Below are 16,418 nucleotides of genomic sequence, written 5' to 3'. Positions count from 1 at the left end.
TCGCGGGTTCATTCGCACATCCAGGTCGCCAGCCGGCGTAACAGGCTGTCACAGGCGTCCAGCTGTGCGAGGGTGATAAATTCGTCGGGCTTATGGCCCTGCTCCATACTGCCGGGACCGCACACCACACAGGGGATGCCGGCGGCGGCAAACAGTCCGCCTTCAGTGCCAAACGCCACGGTGCCGAAGCTGTCGCTGCCGCTCAACCGGGCAATCAGCTGTGCCGCGGCACTGTGCGCGGCGGTATCCAGCCCTGGATAGGCGCTGAGCGGCGAGAAGCGGATGGCGCTGGCGGGCTGCACCGCGCGCATCTGCGGCTCCAGCGTCTGCTGTGCATACGTCACCAGCTCCTCTGCCACCTGCTGCGCATCCTCCTGCGGCAGCGTGCGCACTTCGAAATCAAAACTGCAGGCGTCAGGCACGATATTCAGCGCGCGTCCGCCGTGGATCACCCCGGTTTGCACGGTGCTAAATGGCGGATCGAAGCGCGCATCCTGTCGTTCCGGCGCCGCCAGACGTTCACCGATGACGGTTAAGCGCTGGATCAGCTTCGCGGCGTATTCAATCGCATTGACGCCCTGCGGCGCGTAAGCCGAGTGGCAGGCCGCGCCCTGCACTTCGCAGCGCATTGCCAGCTTGCCTTTGTGGCCCAGCACCGGACGCAGTTCTGTCGGCTCGCCAATCAGGCAGATCGCCGGTCGATCGCTGCGCTGCGCCAGCGCCTTCACCAGCGAGCGCACGCCGAGGCAACCCACCTCTTCGTCATAGGAGATAGCCAGATGCAGCGGCTGACGCAGCGGCTGGGCGAGAAAATGCGGCACAGCAGCCAGCATGCAGGCGAGAAAGCCTTTCATGTCTGCCGTGCCGCGTCCGTACAGCTTGCCGTCACGTTCGGTGAGCGCAAACGGCGGCACCGTCCACGTCTGGCCATCAACCGGCACCACATCGCTGTGACCCGATAGCATCACCCCGCCGCTGCCGGCTGGCCCGAGCCGCGCATAGAGATTGGCCTTGCTGCGTTCTGCGTTGTGCATCAGTTCACAGGTCACGCCCAGCCCGCTGAGGTAGCGCCAGCAGAAATCGATCAGCGCGAGATTGGATTCGCGGCTGGTGGTGTCGAAAGCCACCAGATGTTCGAGCAGGTTACGGCTGGTCAGCATCGCGTCTCCTCACGCTTATTCATCACCCGGCACGCCGTAACGGGGTGCCAGCGTGGGATTGAGCGCGCGCGTCAGGTAATCCTGCATCTGCGGCTGATAGGCCAGCCACAGCTGATGAAGTTCTGCGATGGGATCGCCCTCCGTCCAGTCAACGCGCAGATCAACCAGCGGCCACGACGGTTCGCCCACCACTGCCAGCGCCGCCGAATGAACCGGCCCGGCTTCACCTCCGGCGGCCATCCCGGCCTGCATGGCCGCGATTAACCGTGCGGCCAGTTCGCCCGGCTGCTGCGTAAACGCGCTGACCATCGCCGCAATCACCTCGGGATTCGCCAGCAAATTACCGGCCGCTACGCAGTCGCTGCCGCGCAGCGCGTGATTCACCCCCAGCGTGTGCGTTCCACTGAAGCAGGCACTGCTGCCGTCGGCCGCCAGCACCGTAAGCTGGCGATAATCAAAAAAGTCATCGCTGGCAAGGCCGCTCTGCAGCGCCTGCTGCGCCGTCTCGCCCTGACTCAGCCGATCAAGGATGCGCGGGCCCAGCGCCGGCAGCGTGATGTTCTGCGTGGAGACCGCGCCGACGCCGGCGCGCAGCCACGGACAGCGTGCGCCGACCGCAATACTCGACGAGCTGACCGCAATGCCCAGCTGGCCGGTTTGCGCACAGCGTCCAACAATCGATAACGTCATGATGCGGCGCTCCTTATTGCGGCTGCCAGTCGTCGGGGATCACCGCAATCACGTCGATCTCCATCAGCCACTGCGGCTGGCCCAGTCCCGAGATCACCAGACCGGTGGAGATGGGAAACACGCCTTTCAGCCACTTGCCCACCACCTGATACACCGGCTCGCGATAGCGCGGGTCGATGATGTAGGTGGTGGTTTTCACGATGTGCGACAGGTCGCTGCCCGCTTCTTCGAGCAGTTGCTTCACGTTTTTCATCGCCTGCTCGGCCTGCGCTGCCGGATCGCCCAGCCCCACCAGGTTGCCTTCGAAGTCGGTGCCAATCTGGCCACGCACGTAAACGGTGTTGCCGGCGCGCACGGCCTGACACAGGTCGTTGTCCAGCGACTGATTAGGATAGGTATCTTTGGTGTTGAATTTGCGGATGCGGGTATGGGTGCTCATGATGCCTGCCAGCGTTTAATTGGTTTCCGCAAGGTATACCGGGCTTAGCGCAGCAGGGAAAACAGCATTAACTGAGGTGTTGCTTTGAAAAATCCGAAGGAGTGCGGCAGGCCTGCTGGCCCGCCGATGAGTGATTAATGCGCAGCCTTATTTGGCCGCATAAACCGCATCACAAAATGCTTTGCGCGCGCCCAGTTTGGCTGACAGGCGTGCAGCCGCTTCGCGCATCAACACGCCTAACTCTTCATCTTTGCGATTCAGCGTCAGACGCGAAACCGGGCCGGTCAGCGCCAGCGCAGCGGTCAGCCGGTCATTTTCGGCGAATACCGGTACGGCAAAGGCCGCGATGTGCGGATCGCGCGCGCCTGAGCTGAATATTGGCAGCGACGGCAGCGCATCGAAGAGATTTTCATTCATGCCCCAGAAACGCAGCACCTTACTGATGGCTGAGTTATCGAGCGGAAAAATTGTCCCCGGCAGGCGCGTATGACGCAGGCCATCAGACGATTCAGCACGAAACAGGCACAGACGCTGGCCGTTATCCAGTACGTACCAGCTGGCGCTCTCGTTGGTCGCCGTTGCCAGCGCCTGCAATTCCGGCTGCACCACGCTGGCCAGATGGAATGATTGCTCATAAAGCTTGCCGAGGTATAACAGACGCGGGCCGAGCGTGTAGACCCCGCTGTCACTGCGCACCACATAGCCCATCCTTTCCAGCGAGTTCATCAGACGATAGACAGTGGTTTTGTGATAGCCGGAAAGCTGCGACAGTGCAGTCAGCGACAGGCTCTCTTCGCCCGGCTTAAAACAATCCAGCAGCGACAACGCCTTCTCCACCGCATTAACGCCTTCATTTCCCATTTTTTCCTCCTGATTTGTGCCGTCCTGAGTGTACCTGAAAACTGTGAGTCACATCGTGTTTACATCACAAACACCTTCGTAACACTGGCATGCGGCGTCAGATCGTCGATATAGTTGTTTTATATTGTACAACATTGTTGTACCAGGTAAAACAAACCACGAGGTGAATTATGTCTGCGTCTGCAAATAACCTGATCAACCGCAACATCGAGCGCGTCAGCGCCCTGTCCGTCAGCCAGGCCGCCGCATTCCAGGCGGCGATTCTGGCCGATGTCGCCGGTCGTCGCGGCACCCTGCATGGCCGCGTTAAACCGCTGTCGCCGCAGATGAAAGTCGCCGGGCCGGCCATCACAGTGGAAGTGCGTCCGGGCGATAACCTGGCGATTCACGCGGCGCTGGCTATCGCCCAGCCGGGTGATGTGCTGGTGGTGGACGGCAAAGGCGACATCAGTTGCGCGCTGCTGGGTGAAATCATGGCAACCCAGGCCGAAGCGTCCGGCATCGCCGGCATCATCATTGATGGCGCGGTGCGTGATGCTGACGCCCTCGCGCAGGGCAGCTATCCGGTGTTTGCGGCCGGCCTCAACCCGAGCGGCCCCACCAAAAGTATTCCCGGACGCGTGAACCATCCGGTGTCGGTGGCCGGTGCGTCGATTGAGCCGGGCGACCTGGTGGTCGGCGATGCCGATGGCGTGGTGGTGATCGCTAAACAGGATGTGGAACGCATCATTGCCCTGGCGGCGAAGAAGCTGGACGCCGAAACGCGCCGCATCACGGGTATTAAGCAGGGCGATTTACGTCCGGGCTGGCTGGAAGGTGCCCTGCGCGCGGCGGGTATGTTAGCAGAAGGAGAATCGCTGTAATGAGCAACGTAAAAACTATCCTCATCACCGGCAGCGACCTGGCTGCTGAAGCCGTCGAGCTGCTGCAGGACTATCAGCTGATTTATGCCGGACGCCAGCCGCAGGAAGCCGATTTGATCGCGCTATGCGAGCGCCATAATCCTCAGGCGATCATTGTGCGCTATGGCAAAATCAACGGGCGCATCATGGACGCCGCGCCGGCGCTGCGCGTGATCTCCAAGCACGGCAGCGGTATTGACGTTATCGATCAGCAGGCAGCGGCGGAACGCCAGATTGCGGTCCGCGCGGCAGTGGGCGCCAATGCCGCCGCCGTGTCGGAGCATGCGTGGGCGCTGATTCTCGCCTGTGCTAAATCCGTGCCGCAGCTGGACCGCCGGATGCGCGACGGGCACTGGGATAAAGCGCAGCATAAATCGCTGGAGCTGGAAGGACGCACGCTCGGCCTGGTCGGTCTGGGTGCCATCGGCAGCCGCGTAGCGCGCATCGGCCAGGCCTTCGGTATGCAGGTGCTGGCCTACGATCCTTATGCGCAAACCTTGCCGGCTGGCTGTGAAGCGGTTGAATCACTGGATGAACTGTACAGCCGTGCCGATGTGGTGTCGCTGCACTGTCCGCTGACGGACAGCAATCACCAGATGATCAACGCGGCCGCCCTCGCCCGTTTCAAGCCTGGCGCGATTCTGGTCAACACCGCACGCGGCGGACTGATTGACGATCAGGCGGTGGCGACCGCGCTGCAAAACGGCACGCTGCGTGCCGCCGGACTGGACAGCTTCACCAGCGAGCCGCTGACTGCACCGCATCTGTGGCAGTCGCTCAACAATGTGATTATTACGCCGCACATTGGTGGCGTGAGCGACAATGCTTACGTGCGCATGGGCACCGGTGCCGCGCGCAACGCGTTGCAGGTTCTGCAGGAGCAGGAGGCGGTATCATGACCGTGCTCACCGTACCGGAGGTGCGCGGGTTAACGCTGTTTTCGCGCCTGCCTGAAGCGTTTCGCCGGCCGGACGCCGGCAATGTCTGGGCTGCCGCCAATCGCGGCGGCCAGCTTACCGACTCCTTTCTCGAAGGCCCGGTGTGGCATCCCTCCGGCTGTCTGTATGTCACCGACATTCCCTATGGCCGCATCTTTCGCGTTGATATGAGCGGCAACTGGGAGCTGGTGGTGCAGTATGACGGTGAGCCCAACGGCATGAAGCTGACCGATCCGGACACGCTGATCATCACCGATTACCGTAACGGCCTGATGAAGCTGTCAATCAGCAGCGCCACTATCACGCCGTGGCTGACGCGGCGTAATAGCGAAAGCTTTCGCGGCGTCAACGATTTAACGCCTGACAGTCGCGGCAATCTCTATTTTACCGATCAGGGCCAGACCGGGCTGCACGATGCCAGCGGACGCGTCTATCGGCTCAGTCCGGATGGCCGGCTGGATCTGCTGCTGGATAACTGCCCGAGCCCGAACGGCCTGGTGCTGTCGCCGGATGAGAAAATCCTCTACGTGGCGATGACGCGCGGCAACTGCGTGTGGCGCGTGCCGCTGCTGGCGGATGGTTCGGTGAGCAAAGTTGGACTGTTCTTTACCTCGCACGGACCCAGCGGGCCGGACGGGCTGACCATCAATCAGCGCGGCGAACTGCTGATCGCCAATCCCGGCCTGGGGCGCGTCTGGCGTCTTAACGATCTGGCTGAACCGGAAGAGATTCTGCTCAGTCCGCTGGGGCGTTCCACCACCAACCTGTGCTTCGGCGGGGCCGACCTTAATCAGCTGTTTATCACCGAATCGGTCAGCGGCAGCATCCTGACCTGCACCCAGAACACGCCAGGCCGCACGTTGCCGGCCATCGATACCTCGTTTCTCTGACTACAACTCTGCGTCATCCGAACGCACCGGAGATTACTATGACCCTGCACTCAACATCCAGCCCTGCGCCGGCTCAGCCGGCTGCGGTGCCACCCCGCCATGAAACGCTCAGCGAACAGGATTTCCAGGACAGTGAGCAGGCGGCCGCCAAAGCCTTTCGTCGCATTCTGCCGTTTATCTTTATCTGTTATGTGGTCAGCTACCTTGACCGCACCAACGTCAGCTTTGCCGCGCTGGGCATGAACGCCGATCTCGGCATCACCGCCGAACAGTTTGGCTTTGGCGCGGGCATGTTTTTTATCGGCTATTTCCTGTTTGAAATTCCCAGCAACCTGATCATGCAAAAAGTGGGCGCGCGCATCTGGATCGCGCGCATCATGATTTCGTGGGGGTTGATTTCGATGGCGACCGCGTTCATCAGCGGCCCCGTCAGCTTTGCCATTGCGCGCTTCTGTCTCGGTGTAGCAGAGGCCGGCTTTACCCCCGGCATCTATCTGTTCTTTACCTACTGGTTCCCTGGCAGCTGGCGCGCCAAAATCACCGCCGCGTTCCTGGTCGGCATTCCGGTGGCCAATATCATCGGCTCACCGATTTCCGGCGCGCTGATGCAGATCACCGGCCATGAGCATATCCGTAACTGGCAGTGGCTGCTGTTGATTGAAGGCTTACCGGCGGTGATCCTCGGCGTCATGTGCCTATTTGTGCTGAGCGACCGGCCGGAGAAAGCGCGCTGGCTGGCACCGCGTGAACAGCAGTTGCTGAGCCGCCGGCTGGCCGATGAGCAGCAGCAAATCGCGGCAACGCACGGTTCCCAGATGCGCGACGCGCTGCGCAATCCGCTGCTGTATCTGCTGGCGTTTATTAACTTTTGCGGCATTGTGGGTTCGATCGGCGTGGGACTGTGGATGCCGCAGATCATCAAACAGCTCGGTGTGAGCCATACGGCAACCGGCTTTCTTGCCGCGCTGCCCTATGTCTGCGGTGCCGTGAGCATGCTGTTGTGGGCGCGCCGCGCTAATGCATCAGCGCACCGTATTCGCTGGATCAGCGGCGCGCTGGTGATCGCCGCCTTAGCCCTGATGTGCAGCGCGCTGAGCGATGCGCCGGTGATCAAAATGCTGGCACTGTGCTGCACCGTCAGCGGTATTCTGGCGTTTCAGGCCTCGTTCTGGGCGCTGCCTTCCGGCTTTTTGACCGGCAATGCCGCGGCAGGCGGCTTAGCCATGATTGTCTCGATTGGTAATCTCGGCGGCTTCTTCGGCCCGTCGCTGATCGGCTATGTGCGTCAGTCTACCGGCGGCTTTATGTGGGCGCTGCTGGCGGTGGCGGCAGTCCTGATGATTGGCGCACTGGCGGTCGCCATGGTGAAAGATCCGTGGCGCCAGCGCAGCGCTGAGCACAGATAATAACGCCGCGTTTCCCGGTGTGCCTGTGGCGCATCGGGAAACGGATGTTTTAAAGGATGAAAGCAGGATAACGGCAGACGTGATGAGCCAGATGCGTGCCCTCCCTGGCACAGGCTCATGAGATTATTTCCCGGTGCTGGCCACCGGCTGTTCCGCTTCAACGTGCAGCTTTTTGCTGCGTCCCATCAGCAATACCGCAATGCCGCCCGCCGCGCACAGCAGCGCCAGAGGAATCATCGCCATCGCATGGCTGCCGGTTTTCTCATTAATGATGCCGTAAACGTTCACCATCAGCCCGCCACCAATCAGGTTGGCCATCGCGCCGATAGCAGCCAGACCGGCCGCTGCGGTGGTTGAGGACATCCAGCCCGAGGCCAGTGCCCAGAACGGCCCTTTCATCGAGTAAGCACCAATCAGCACCAGTGACAGAATCACCACGCTGCCCGCCAGTGTATCGGTCAGGAACGCCGCCAGCAGTCCACCGGCAATCAGGAACAGTGTCAGCGCGGTGTGCCAGCGACGCTCACCGCTGCGGTCAGAGCTGCGGCCCCAGACGATCATCAGAATCGATGCCAGACCGTACGGGATCGCATTCATCAAACCGGTGGTGAAGTTATCCAGGCCAAATGATTTCAGCAGCTGCGGTGACCAGACGCTCAGCGTCGAACCCGCTGCCGACGCGCCGGCGTAAATCAGCGCCATCACCCAGATATGCTTGTGGCGCAGCAGCTGCCAAAGGGTGATATGACCAATCGCTTTGCGCTGGGCATTCTCTTCAGCCAGTTTGCCGCTCAGCCAGTTGCGCTGTTCACTGGTCAGCCAGTGGGCATTTTCCGGACGGTTGCTGAGCAGGAAGAAAGCCAGCACCCCCAGCACAATCGCCGGGAATCCTTCGATGATAAACAGCCAGTGCCAGCCGCGCAGGCCGAACCAGCCGTCCATCGTCAGGATTGCGCCCGAAATCGGCGAGCCAATAAAGTTGGCTGCCGGGATCGCCACCATAAAGGTCGCAATTACGCGCGCGCGATATTTCGCCGGAATCCAGTAAGTCAGATAAAGGATCACGCCGGGAAAGAAGCCGGCTTCGGCGGCGCCCAATAGAAAGCGCAGCACGTACAGCATTTCCGCACTGCTGACGAACGCGGTGCACACCGAGACAATGTCCCAGGTCACCATGATGCGCGAAATCCAGATTTTGGCGCCAATCTTCTGCATCGCGAGGTTGCTTGGCACCTCAAACAGAAAATAGCCAACAAAAAACAGGCTGCTTGCCAGGCCAAACACCGCTTTGCTCAGCCCGAGATCTTCATTCATTTGCAGGGACGCCATGCCGATGTTGCCGCGATCGATAATGGCGATCAGATAGCAGACGATCAGGAACGGCAGAATGCGCCAGATGACGCGTTTTACGGTCTGCTGCTCAATATCGGGCACAGCGGCCGCGCGGGTTATCTTGTCAGACATAGAGTTCCTCACAGAGTCATGGCTTAACGCAAATCGGCCAGAGTTGTTGTTTTACTCTGTACAACATATGTGTACATAGTAAAACCATTATGTTTGGCCGCGCGACCCTGCGCAGAAAAATGTGTCCGGGCTGCGTGATTTGTCACAAAAAGGTAGCCAGTTGATTATGGATATGTGATGCAGCTGTCAGTTTCTGCTGCAGCACGGGAAAATACCAGCATTCATTCCGTCAGGCGACAGTGGAATTACTTTGCAACATCTTGCCGTTTACCCGCGGCGTCATTCTGCGGTATACCCATTGCCTCACCGCGTAACGCGCTTATCAGGATGCAAAAATGTTCGTAAAGCACTATGACGTAGATGAAAGCCATATCGATTTTCAGGGCGTGGTCGACGGGCTTTACTACCCGTTTTACATGGAGTGGACGCGCCACGCTTACATGCGCGAGGCGCTGGGTATCGACATTGAAGAAGAGTTCAGTCAGGGCAAGATTTACATGGTGCTGGAGTACACGCTGCGCTTCCGCAAGAGCCTGGTGAAAGGCGATAAGGTGGAAGTCACCTGCGCGCTGGAGCAGAATGAGAAGCGCAATCGCGTGAACTTCGTGCAGCAAATCAAGGTCGACGGCGTGGTGTATGCCGAGGCCACGTTTGTCGCCACCTGCCTCGCCAATGGGCGCCCGTCAATGCCGGAAGCGGTAACGCGCGCGCTCGGTCTGTAACGTTACAAAGTATGTGGCAGCAGCCTGCTTTTACGCCCGCTGCCACTCTGCAATCAGCGTCTCCACCAGCTGTGCCGCTGGCAGCGCGCGCACCCGCGCCACGCCCTGACCGGCCCACTGCGCACCGAAGCCGTCCTCGCCGTGCGCAGCCGCCGCTGCCGCCAGGGCTTTTCCCAGCGCATAGGTCAGCGGATAGTCGGGAATCTCCTCCGGCGTTACGTCATGGCACAATTCACAAAATGCGTTGCGCACGCAGCGCGCCTGACGCCCGGAGATCGCCGCCGTCATTACCGTGCCACGCTCGCCAGCTGCCAGCAGCGCGCGACGATAGGCCGCACTGGCCGCCGATTCCGGACACAGCACAAACGCCGTACCGAGCTGTACACCGCTGGCACCCAGTTTCATCATCGTCGCGATGCCTGCACCGTCCATCACGCCGCCCGCTGCCACCACCGGCAGCGTGGTGTGCTGACGAATCGCCTGCACCAGCGCAACGGTCGAAAGCTGCTGGTCTGGCGCGCCCGGATCAAAATGGCCGCGATGACCACCGGCTTCATAACCCTGCGCCACAATGATATCGATACCGCTGCGGGCAATTGCCCGTGCTTCCTGCGGACTGGTGGCGGTCGCCAGCGTGACAATGTCACGTTGCTTTAGCCGGGTGATGGCCGTGGCATCGGGAATGCCGAAATGGAAACTGACCGCCGCCGGCCGCGCCTGCTCCAGCACCCTCAGCATCGCCTCATTGTGCAAAAAGCTCTGATAGATCTCCGTTAGCGCTGGCGGCAGCGCCGTCTGGTACTGCGCAAACTGCGGGCTGAACCGGCTGATCCACGCCGCCTCGTGCGCGGCATCCCGCCTTGCCGGCGCGTGACAAAATACGTTGACGTTGATCGGGCCACGCGTCAGCGCCTGGGTGTGGGCAATCATTTCTGCCGCCTGCTGCGGTGTCACCGCGCCAACGCTAATCGATCCCAGCGCCCCGGCATTGGATACCGCTGCGGCCAGCTGCGGCGTGGCGACACCGGCCATCGGTGCCTGAATCAGCGGATACTGCAGTTTTAACAGCTGGCACAGCGCGGTCGTCATGGTGGTTTTTCTCCAGGCCGTCATCGGGCGTTGATTGCGTCACGTCTCGGGCATTAACATACATTTAACATGCATCTTTTAACAAGTCCGCTAGGCACTTTTCTTACCCGCACGCGCGGTGTTGATCACTTTTTTCTCACATTTTTAACGCCACGGTCGATAATCAAAGTTGCATAGCAAAATCAGCTTACAGCTTGCGCTGTAACAACATCAGGCAGGTAACACCATTACACACCCCACCTGCGCACATCGGTGCGCAGCGAGACAGCAGCCTGTGCCTGTGGCACGGCTGTAATGGACAACCGGGGAAATCATGCGGTGCCGTCCACTGGACGCGCCGAATGCGTTAGCACGCGCGCATCTGCGCCTGCATTTCGTTCAACAGCATACCAAGCGCCTGAGGTCTCTCATGTTCGGGGTGAAAAAATCGAGCCTTTCTCTGCCATTTGCCAAAAGTGGCGACATTGCTAAGGATATTGAAGCGATAAAGCAGCATGTTGCCTGGATTGAGTTTTCACCGGCCGGTGAAATCCTCAGCGCCAATGCACAATTTTTACAGGTCACCGGCTATCAGCTGCATGAAATTCAGGGACAGCATCACCGGATTTTCTGCAGCCCTGCTTACAGCCAGTCTTCCGACTATTACGCCTTCTGGCAAACGCTGGCCGCCGGCGAATCGGTGAACGGCATTTTTGAGCGTTTCAACAAGCAGCATCAGCGCTTCTGGCTCAGCGCGACCTATTTTCCGGTGAGCGATGAGCGCGGCAAAGTGTACAAAGTGATCAAGGTCGCGAGCGACATCACCGCGCGCCATCAGGAACTGGAGCATAAAGAGGCGGTGATAACGGCACTGGACCGTTCGATGGCGGTGATTGAATTCACGCCGGACGGTCACATCATTACCGCCAACGCCAACTTCCTCACCCACATGGGCTATACCCTGCCAGCCATCGCCGGCCAGCATCATCGCCTGTTCTGCTTCGACAATTTTTACCGCGAGAATCCGGACTTCTGGCGCAAAATCGGTAACGGTCAGCATTTTGTCGGTCGCTTTGAGCGTAAGACCGCCAGCGGCGAGCGCATCTGGCTGGAGGCGAGCTACAACCCGGTGTTTGACGGCGATGGTAAGGTCTACAAAGTGATTAAGATCGCCTCAGATATCACCGCGCGCGTCGAGGCGGCGAAGCGCGTGGCGGATATCGCGCTGACCACCTCTGAGCAGACCTCACAAATTACCGATAACGCCAATGAAGTGCTGGATGAAACGGTGCGTAACTCCGGGCTGGTGGCGCAGCAGGTGAATGCCGCCGCCGAAATTGGCGCGCAGCTCACCGCCTCAGCCAGGAGCATCAGCGACGTGGTGGAAACCATCAACCTGATTGCCTCGCAGACCAACATTCTGGCACTGAATGCCGCCATCGAATCCGCGCGTGCCGGCGAGGCCGGACGTGGCTTCAGCGTGGTGGCAGGTGAAGTACGCCGCCTGGCGGCCTCGACCGCCAGCGCCACCAAACAGATTTCCGTGGTCGTGGAGCAAAATGCCGACCTGATCCAGCAGATGTATCAGCAGCTGGATGAGGTCAGGCAATTTGTGGTGACCGAACAGGAGAAGATCAGCGTGCTGTCGCGCAGCCTGCGGGAAATCAACAGTGGCGTACACGAGTTTGTGAACGTCATTCACCGGCTGGATGTGTGACAGCGTACGCGGGAGCGCTGGCTCCCGCGCGTTTACAGCCCACTGCCCGCCTGCGGCGCGGGCTGCCGCTTCCACTTCAGCGCATTACGCAGCGCCGGTTCGGCATATTTACTGATCAGCCAGGCAACGTAATACAGTACGCTGGCCACCACCACCGGCAGCATCGTCATCACCGCCTCATTTTTGATATAGCCATTAAGCTTAATCAATATCGCGATCATTAAATTTTCATGAATCAGATACAGTGCGTAACTGACAAATCCGATGGCGGTGAAAAAGCGCAGGGAAAGCCAGCGCTCAATCTGTCTGGAATAAAAGCTGGCGATAAAAAACAGCATTACCAGTAGCAGCGGTATCACGGCGACCACGCCGCTGTTTTTAACGTAGTAGCTGAAATTAATCAGCAAAGCCAGCGCGGTCAGTGCGTAGTGATAACGTTTATCGCGCCCGTGCAGACGTTCATAAACCAGACAGCCGACCATAAACCAGGCGTAGTGAATAAAACCGAATTTTGAAATGACATCGATTAATAACGGATGGCCGAGTGATTTCAATACCGACGAGGCGGAAAGTAATAACATCGGCACAATCAGCGCCGGCAGACAATATTTACGTCCGAGGGTGAAATAAACCGCGCCAATAATCAGATAAAACAGCGCTTCAACATAGAGAGACCAGAACGATCCGGCCATGGAGCGGAATTCAATGCCGGTGAGCTGCGTCAGCGTCTCAGGATTAATAAATATCAGACCGGGCAGCAGGTTGCGGCTTTCCGGTGTCATCAGCGACCACTCCGGAAAAAAGCCGCCGGCAACGTACAGCAGCAGACTGGCTATCAGCATCGCCGGAAACAGGCGCAGCCAGCGTTTTTTGAGAAAGCTGAGGTAGCCGGATGATTTATCCAGCGTCATAAATATGACAAAGCCGGAGATCATAAAAAACAACTGCACGCCGACCCAGCCAAATGCCAGCAGCGGAATATGCTGGGTAGTGGCGGCATACGGCAACAGTTCGGGCCAGCGGGCATAGGCGTGATAAGCAATCACCAGCAGGATCGCTAATCCGCGCATGCCATCAAGATGCGTGATACGTGGTTGCATAAGTGGTCTCTGGAAAGAGGAGCAGATGGGTTTCAGCAAATTAGCACTGACAAAGATTTACACTCAACAAGAATAGTCCTGGATAACGCATCATCATTTAAGCAGGAAATTCTTCAGGTCCAGAATGTTAAATCACGCTCTGATAAATTATGGCTGTAATATATTAATCGTCATCAGCATGAAATAAACACTAAGCTATTAGCGCAACGGGAAAAGTTTACCGGCATTCGCCGTATTGTACTGGCGGAAACGCAGCGGCAGGGCCTGTTATTAACAGACCTTATGCAGATCTGATTACACCACGGCATCGTCGGGCTTCTGGCCGAATATGCGATCTGTTTTTGCCGCTCCGCTCACGCTTTTTTTACTTTTTCGCCCAGGTTCGGCGCAGTCATGCCGATACTCATAACGTACTTATGAAATATCATTTTACTGGTTTGTGATAAGTCTATGATGGCGAAACGTTCACTGATGGATTTCCCGACCGATGGTCGGATGCGCGGACTGATGCGCCAGCCGATGCTGCTGATGGTGCTGCTGATTTTTCTCTCCTTTATGGTGGCGCTGGTGACGCTGTGCTTTATCGCCAGCGATCTCAACCAGCAGGAGGCGCGGCAAAACCGCCTGCTGCTGGAGAAGGCGTTGCAGACGCGTCAGGAAGTGATGCAGTTTCACCTCTCCGATAATGCAGAATGGGGCGAAGCCTACCAAAACCTGCACCGCACGTTGAATACTGACTGGGCGTGGACGCGGCAGAATCTGGGTGAGTCACTGTTCCAGACCTTTGCTTATGAGGGCGTGTTTGTCATCGCGCCGCGCGGCGACACGGTTTACAGCGTGATCGACGGTCAGCTGCAGCAACGCGATTTCACCGGCTGGCTCGGTCGCCAGCAACTGCCCGCGCTGCGTCAGCAGTTACAGCACAATGACGGTAAGGCGCTGTCGCGCTTTGTGGTGGTAAATCAGCAGTTAGTGCTGCTGTGCGCGGCATGGATCACCACCGGTGGCGATAACAGCGTGCCGCAGGTGCCCGGTGCGCCATCGCTGATGATCTTTGCCGATCGCCTGACGCCGCAAAAATTACAGCAGCTGGGGCACGAGTACGGCATCAACGCGCTGCGGGTGGAATTCGCTGTACCCCGCGCGCCAGTGGCGGAAAGCCTGCGCCTCGCCGCCGACGGCCATGACGCCACGCTGCGCTGGACCAGCAGCAACCCCGGCGGTAAATTGCTGACCGCCCTGCTGCCGCTGCTGGTGATCGCCATGCTGATCACCCTGTATGGTGCCATCATGCTGATGCGCAACGCGCTGCGTAAAGCGCAGCTCAATGATGAAAATACGCTGCTGCTGGCGCAAAGCCAGCGGGCGCTCAGCGCCAGCGAACGCCGCTTCCGTGATATCGCCGAAATTACCACCGACTGGATTTGGGAGATGGACGACCAGCTGCGCTTCAGCTGGGTTTCCGGCCGTTTCCCGGTAGTGACCGGGTTTACCAGCGAGGAGTGGCTGCAGCGCACGCTACTGGATTTCCTGCTGTGCGATGAGCACCAGCGCGCCCGGCTTTTGCAGCTGGCAGACTCGGGCGGTCAGCTCACGCTGAACGGCTGCCGCTATCTCTCCGCCCAGCATCAGCCGCGCTACTGCAATCTGACCCTCAAGCGCGTCAGCCTGGCGCACGGCGTCAGCGGCTTTCGCGGCAGCGCCAGCGACGTAACGCTGGAAGTTGAAGCGCAGGCACGCGCGCACTATCTGTCGCACTTCGATGAACTGACCGGACTGGCCAACCGCGTGCAGATGCGCGAATTCCTCACGGGGCAGCTGAGCCTGCCACTGCCGGCGCAGCCGCTGCTGGCGATGATCATGATCGACCTGGATAAATTCAAACCGGTCAATGATCTCTACGGTCATGCAGCGGGCGATCAGGTGCTGCATGCGGTATCAGATCGTATCCGGCGCACGCTCAACGGCAATGGCCTGGTGGCACGGCTCGGCGGCGATGAGTTTGTGGTGATTCTGCCGGAGGCGGGCAGCCGCGAGCAGGTCGACGCGCTGTGTCAGCAGCTCATCGCCCAGCTCAATCTGCCGTTTCCGGTGTACGACAACGACATCCACATCGGCGGCAGTCTCGGCATCGCGCTGGCACCACAGGATGCCGACAACGCCAGCGATCTGCTGCGCTTTGCCGACATCGCGCTGTATAAAGCGAAAAACAGCGGCCGCAACCAGTGGATATTTTTCGACCGTGACATGGAAGAGAAAATTGTGCAGCGGCGCGAAATGGAGCATGAGCTGCGCGCAGCGCTGCAGGAGAACCAGCTGCGGCTGGTGTATCAGACGCGCTATGACCTGATCGCGCAGCGCATCAGCGCGGTCGAGGCGCTGGTACGCTGGCAGCATCCGCGGCTGGGCTTACTGATGCCCGATCAGTTTATTCCGCTGGCAGAAGAGACCGGCCTGATCAGCGCGCTGAGCGACTGGGTGCTGCTCAATGCCTGCGAGGACATCGCCCGCTACCGGCCGGAAATGGCGGTTTCAGTGAATATTTCCGCCAGCGAGTTGCAGGATAGCGCCTTAGCCGAACGCATCACCCGGGTGCTGCAGCTCAGCGGTCTGCCGAGCCAGCGGCTGGAAATTGAAGTCACGGAAAACGCGCTGCTGAGCGATCCGGATAAAACCCTGGCGGTGATGCAGGCGGTGAAAGCGCTGGGGGTGAGATTTCTGATTGATGATTTTGGTACCGGCTATGCGTCGCTGTGCTACCTGCGCGCCTTCCCGTTCGACGGCATCAAAATCGATAAATCCTTTATTTTTCCGCTGGCCGATTCGCCCCAGGCGCGCCAGGTGGTGGAAAACATGATCGGACTCGGCAAAGCCTATTCCCTGTCGGTAACCGCGGAAGGCGTGGAAACGCCGGTGCAGATGTCGCAGCTGCAGGAGCTGGCGTGCGATGCCATTCAGGGTTACTACATCGGACGACCGCTGCCGCTGCCGCAAATCTCGACCGAGCCGCCGCAGAGTGAACCGGCGCTGCACATGAATATTTAATAAAAGGTGGCGATCC

The 16,418-nt window shown here is 59.2% G+C and carries 14 protein-coding genes; 7 read left to right on the top strand and 7 right to left on the bottom strand.

Going from position 1 to position 16,418, the window contains the following annotated elements:
- Positions 1 to 8 precede the first annotated feature (8 nt).
- The 4 genes from argE to K7H94_RS19760 all read right to left on the bottom strand — a co-directional run bounded on the left by argE (position 9) and on the right by K7H94_RS19760 (position 3,150).
- Positions 9 to 1,160 carry an acetylornithine deacetylase gene (argE, locus tag K7H94_RS19775; protein ID WP_222952329.1) on the bottom strand — a complete coding sequence of 384 codons (1,152 nt, stop codon included), beginning with the start codon at positions 1,158 to 1,160 and terminating at the stop codon, positions 9 to 11.
- Between the two features lie 15 nt (positions 1,161 to 1,175).
- The gene (locus K7H94_RS19770) at positions 1,176 to 1,850 is read right to left on the bottom strand and encodes a DUF1028 domain-containing protein (RefSeq protein WP_222952328.1); all 675 of its coding nucleotides are present in this window, start codon (positions 1,848 to 1,850) and stop codon (positions 1,176 to 1,178) included.
- Between the two features lie 13 nt (positions 1,851 to 1,863).
- Positions 1,864 to 2,289, bottom strand: coding sequence for a RidA family protein (locus K7H94_RS19765; RefSeq protein ID WP_021509501.1), 426 nt, complete (start codon positions 2,287 to 2,289; stop codon positions 1,864 to 1,866).
- Positions 2,290 to 2,436: 147 nt separating this feature from the next.
- Complete coding sequence (locus tag K7H94_RS19760; RefSeq protein ID WP_021509502.1) at positions 2,437 to 3,150, bottom strand: IclR family transcriptional regulator; 714 nt, start codon at positions 3,148 to 3,150, stop codon at positions 2,437 to 2,439.
- 170 nt (positions 3,151 to 3,320) lie between these two features.
- On the opposite strand from K7H94_RS19760, the gene K7H94_RS19755 reads away from it, so the two are divergent.
- Genes K7H94_RS19755 through K7H94_RS19740 form a run of 4 tightly spaced genes read left to right on the top strand, consistent with a single transcriptional unit; the run spans position 3,321 to position 7,286 of the window.
- The gene (locus K7H94_RS19755; RefSeq protein WP_222952327.1) at positions 3,321 to 4,013 is read left to right on the top strand and encodes an RraA family protein; all 693 of its coding nucleotides are present in this window, start codon (positions 3,321 to 3,323) and stop codon (positions 4,011 to 4,013) included.
- A complete protein-coding gene (locus K7H94_RS19750) occupies positions 4,013 to 4,951 on the top strand; it encodes a hydroxyacid dehydrogenase (RefSeq protein WP_104187238.1) in 939 nt (312 codons plus the stop codon). Before K7H94_RS19755 ends, K7H94_RS19750 begins: the two co-directional genes overlap by 1 nt.
- Positions 4,948 to 5,880, top strand: a complete 933-nt coding sequence (locus tag K7H94_RS19745; RefSeq protein WP_222952326.1) for an SMP-30/gluconolactonase/LRE family protein — start codon at positions 4,948 to 4,950, stop codon at positions 5,878 to 5,880. Before K7H94_RS19750 ends, K7H94_RS19745 begins: the two co-directional genes overlap by 4 nt.
- Before the next feature lie 38 nt (positions 5,881 to 5,918).
- Positions 5,919 to 7,286 (top strand): MFS transporter, encoded by a 1,368-nt coding sequence (locus K7H94_RS19740; protein WP_222952325.1) that lies wholly within the window; start codon positions 5,919 to 5,921, stop codon positions 7,284 to 7,286.
- A 123-nt stretch (positions 7,287 to 7,409) separates the two neighbouring features.
- Here the strand turns inward: K7H94_RS19740 and K7H94_RS19735 are convergent, their stop codons facing one another.
- Complete coding sequence (locus K7H94_RS19735; RefSeq protein ID WP_222952324.1) at positions 7,410 to 8,750, bottom strand: MFS transporter; 1,341 nt, start codon at positions 8,748 to 8,750, stop codon at positions 7,410 to 7,412.
- A gap of 335 nt (positions 8,751 to 9,085) precedes the next feature.
- Here K7H94_RS19735 and K7H94_RS19730 point away from each other — a divergent pair, with 335 nt between their 5' ends.
- Positions 9,086 to 9,472 (top strand): acyl-CoA thioesterase, encoded by a 387-nt coding sequence (locus tag K7H94_RS19730; RefSeq protein WP_021509508.1) that lies wholly within the window; start codon positions 9,086 to 9,088, stop codon positions 9,470 to 9,472.
- Positions 9,473 to 9,502: 30 nt separating this feature from the next.
- Here K7H94_RS19730 and K7H94_RS19725 read toward each other — a convergent pair whose 3' ends face one another.
- Positions 9,503 to 10,561, bottom strand: a complete 1,059-nt coding sequence (locus K7H94_RS19725; RefSeq protein WP_222952388.1) for an NAD(P)H-dependent flavin oxidoreductase — start codon at positions 10,559 to 10,561, stop codon at positions 9,503 to 9,505.
- A 409-nt stretch (positions 10,562 to 10,970) separates the two neighbouring features.
- Here K7H94_RS19725 and K7H94_RS23155 point away from each other — a divergent pair, with 409 nt between their 5' ends.
- Positions 10,971 to 12,257, top strand: a complete 1,287-nt coding sequence (locus tag K7H94_RS23155) for a methyl-accepting chemotaxis protein (RefSeq protein ID WP_021509510.1) — start codon at positions 10,971 to 10,973, stop codon at positions 12,255 to 12,257.
- A 32-nt stretch (positions 12,258 to 12,289) separates the two neighbouring features.
- On the opposite strand, the gene K7H94_RS19715 is transcribed toward K7H94_RS23155, so the two are convergent.
- Complete coding sequence (locus K7H94_RS19715) at positions 12,290 to 13,357, bottom strand: acyltransferase family protein (RefSeq protein ID WP_150360223.1); 1,068 nt, start codon at positions 13,355 to 13,357, stop codon at positions 12,290 to 12,292.
- A 450-nt stretch (positions 13,358 to 13,807) separates the two neighbouring features.
- Between K7H94_RS19715 and K7H94_RS19710 the strand changes: the two genes are divergently transcribed.
- Positions 13,808 to 16,402, top strand: coding sequence for a bifunctional diguanylate cyclase/phosphodiesterase (locus K7H94_RS19710; RefSeq protein ID WP_276523029.1), 2,595 nt, complete (start codon positions 13,808 to 13,810; stop codon positions 16,400 to 16,402).
- Positions 16,403 to 16,418 lie beyond the last annotated feature (16 nt).

This window comes from Pantoea dispersa, from assembly GCF_019890955.1.
Taxonomy (GTDB): domain Bacteria; phylum Pseudomonadota; class Gammaproteobacteria; order Enterobacterales; family Enterobacteriaceae; genus Pantoea; species Pantoea dispersa.
Note: the sequence above shows the minus strand (reverse complement) of the source record. Positions and strands in the feature narration are given on the sequence as shown.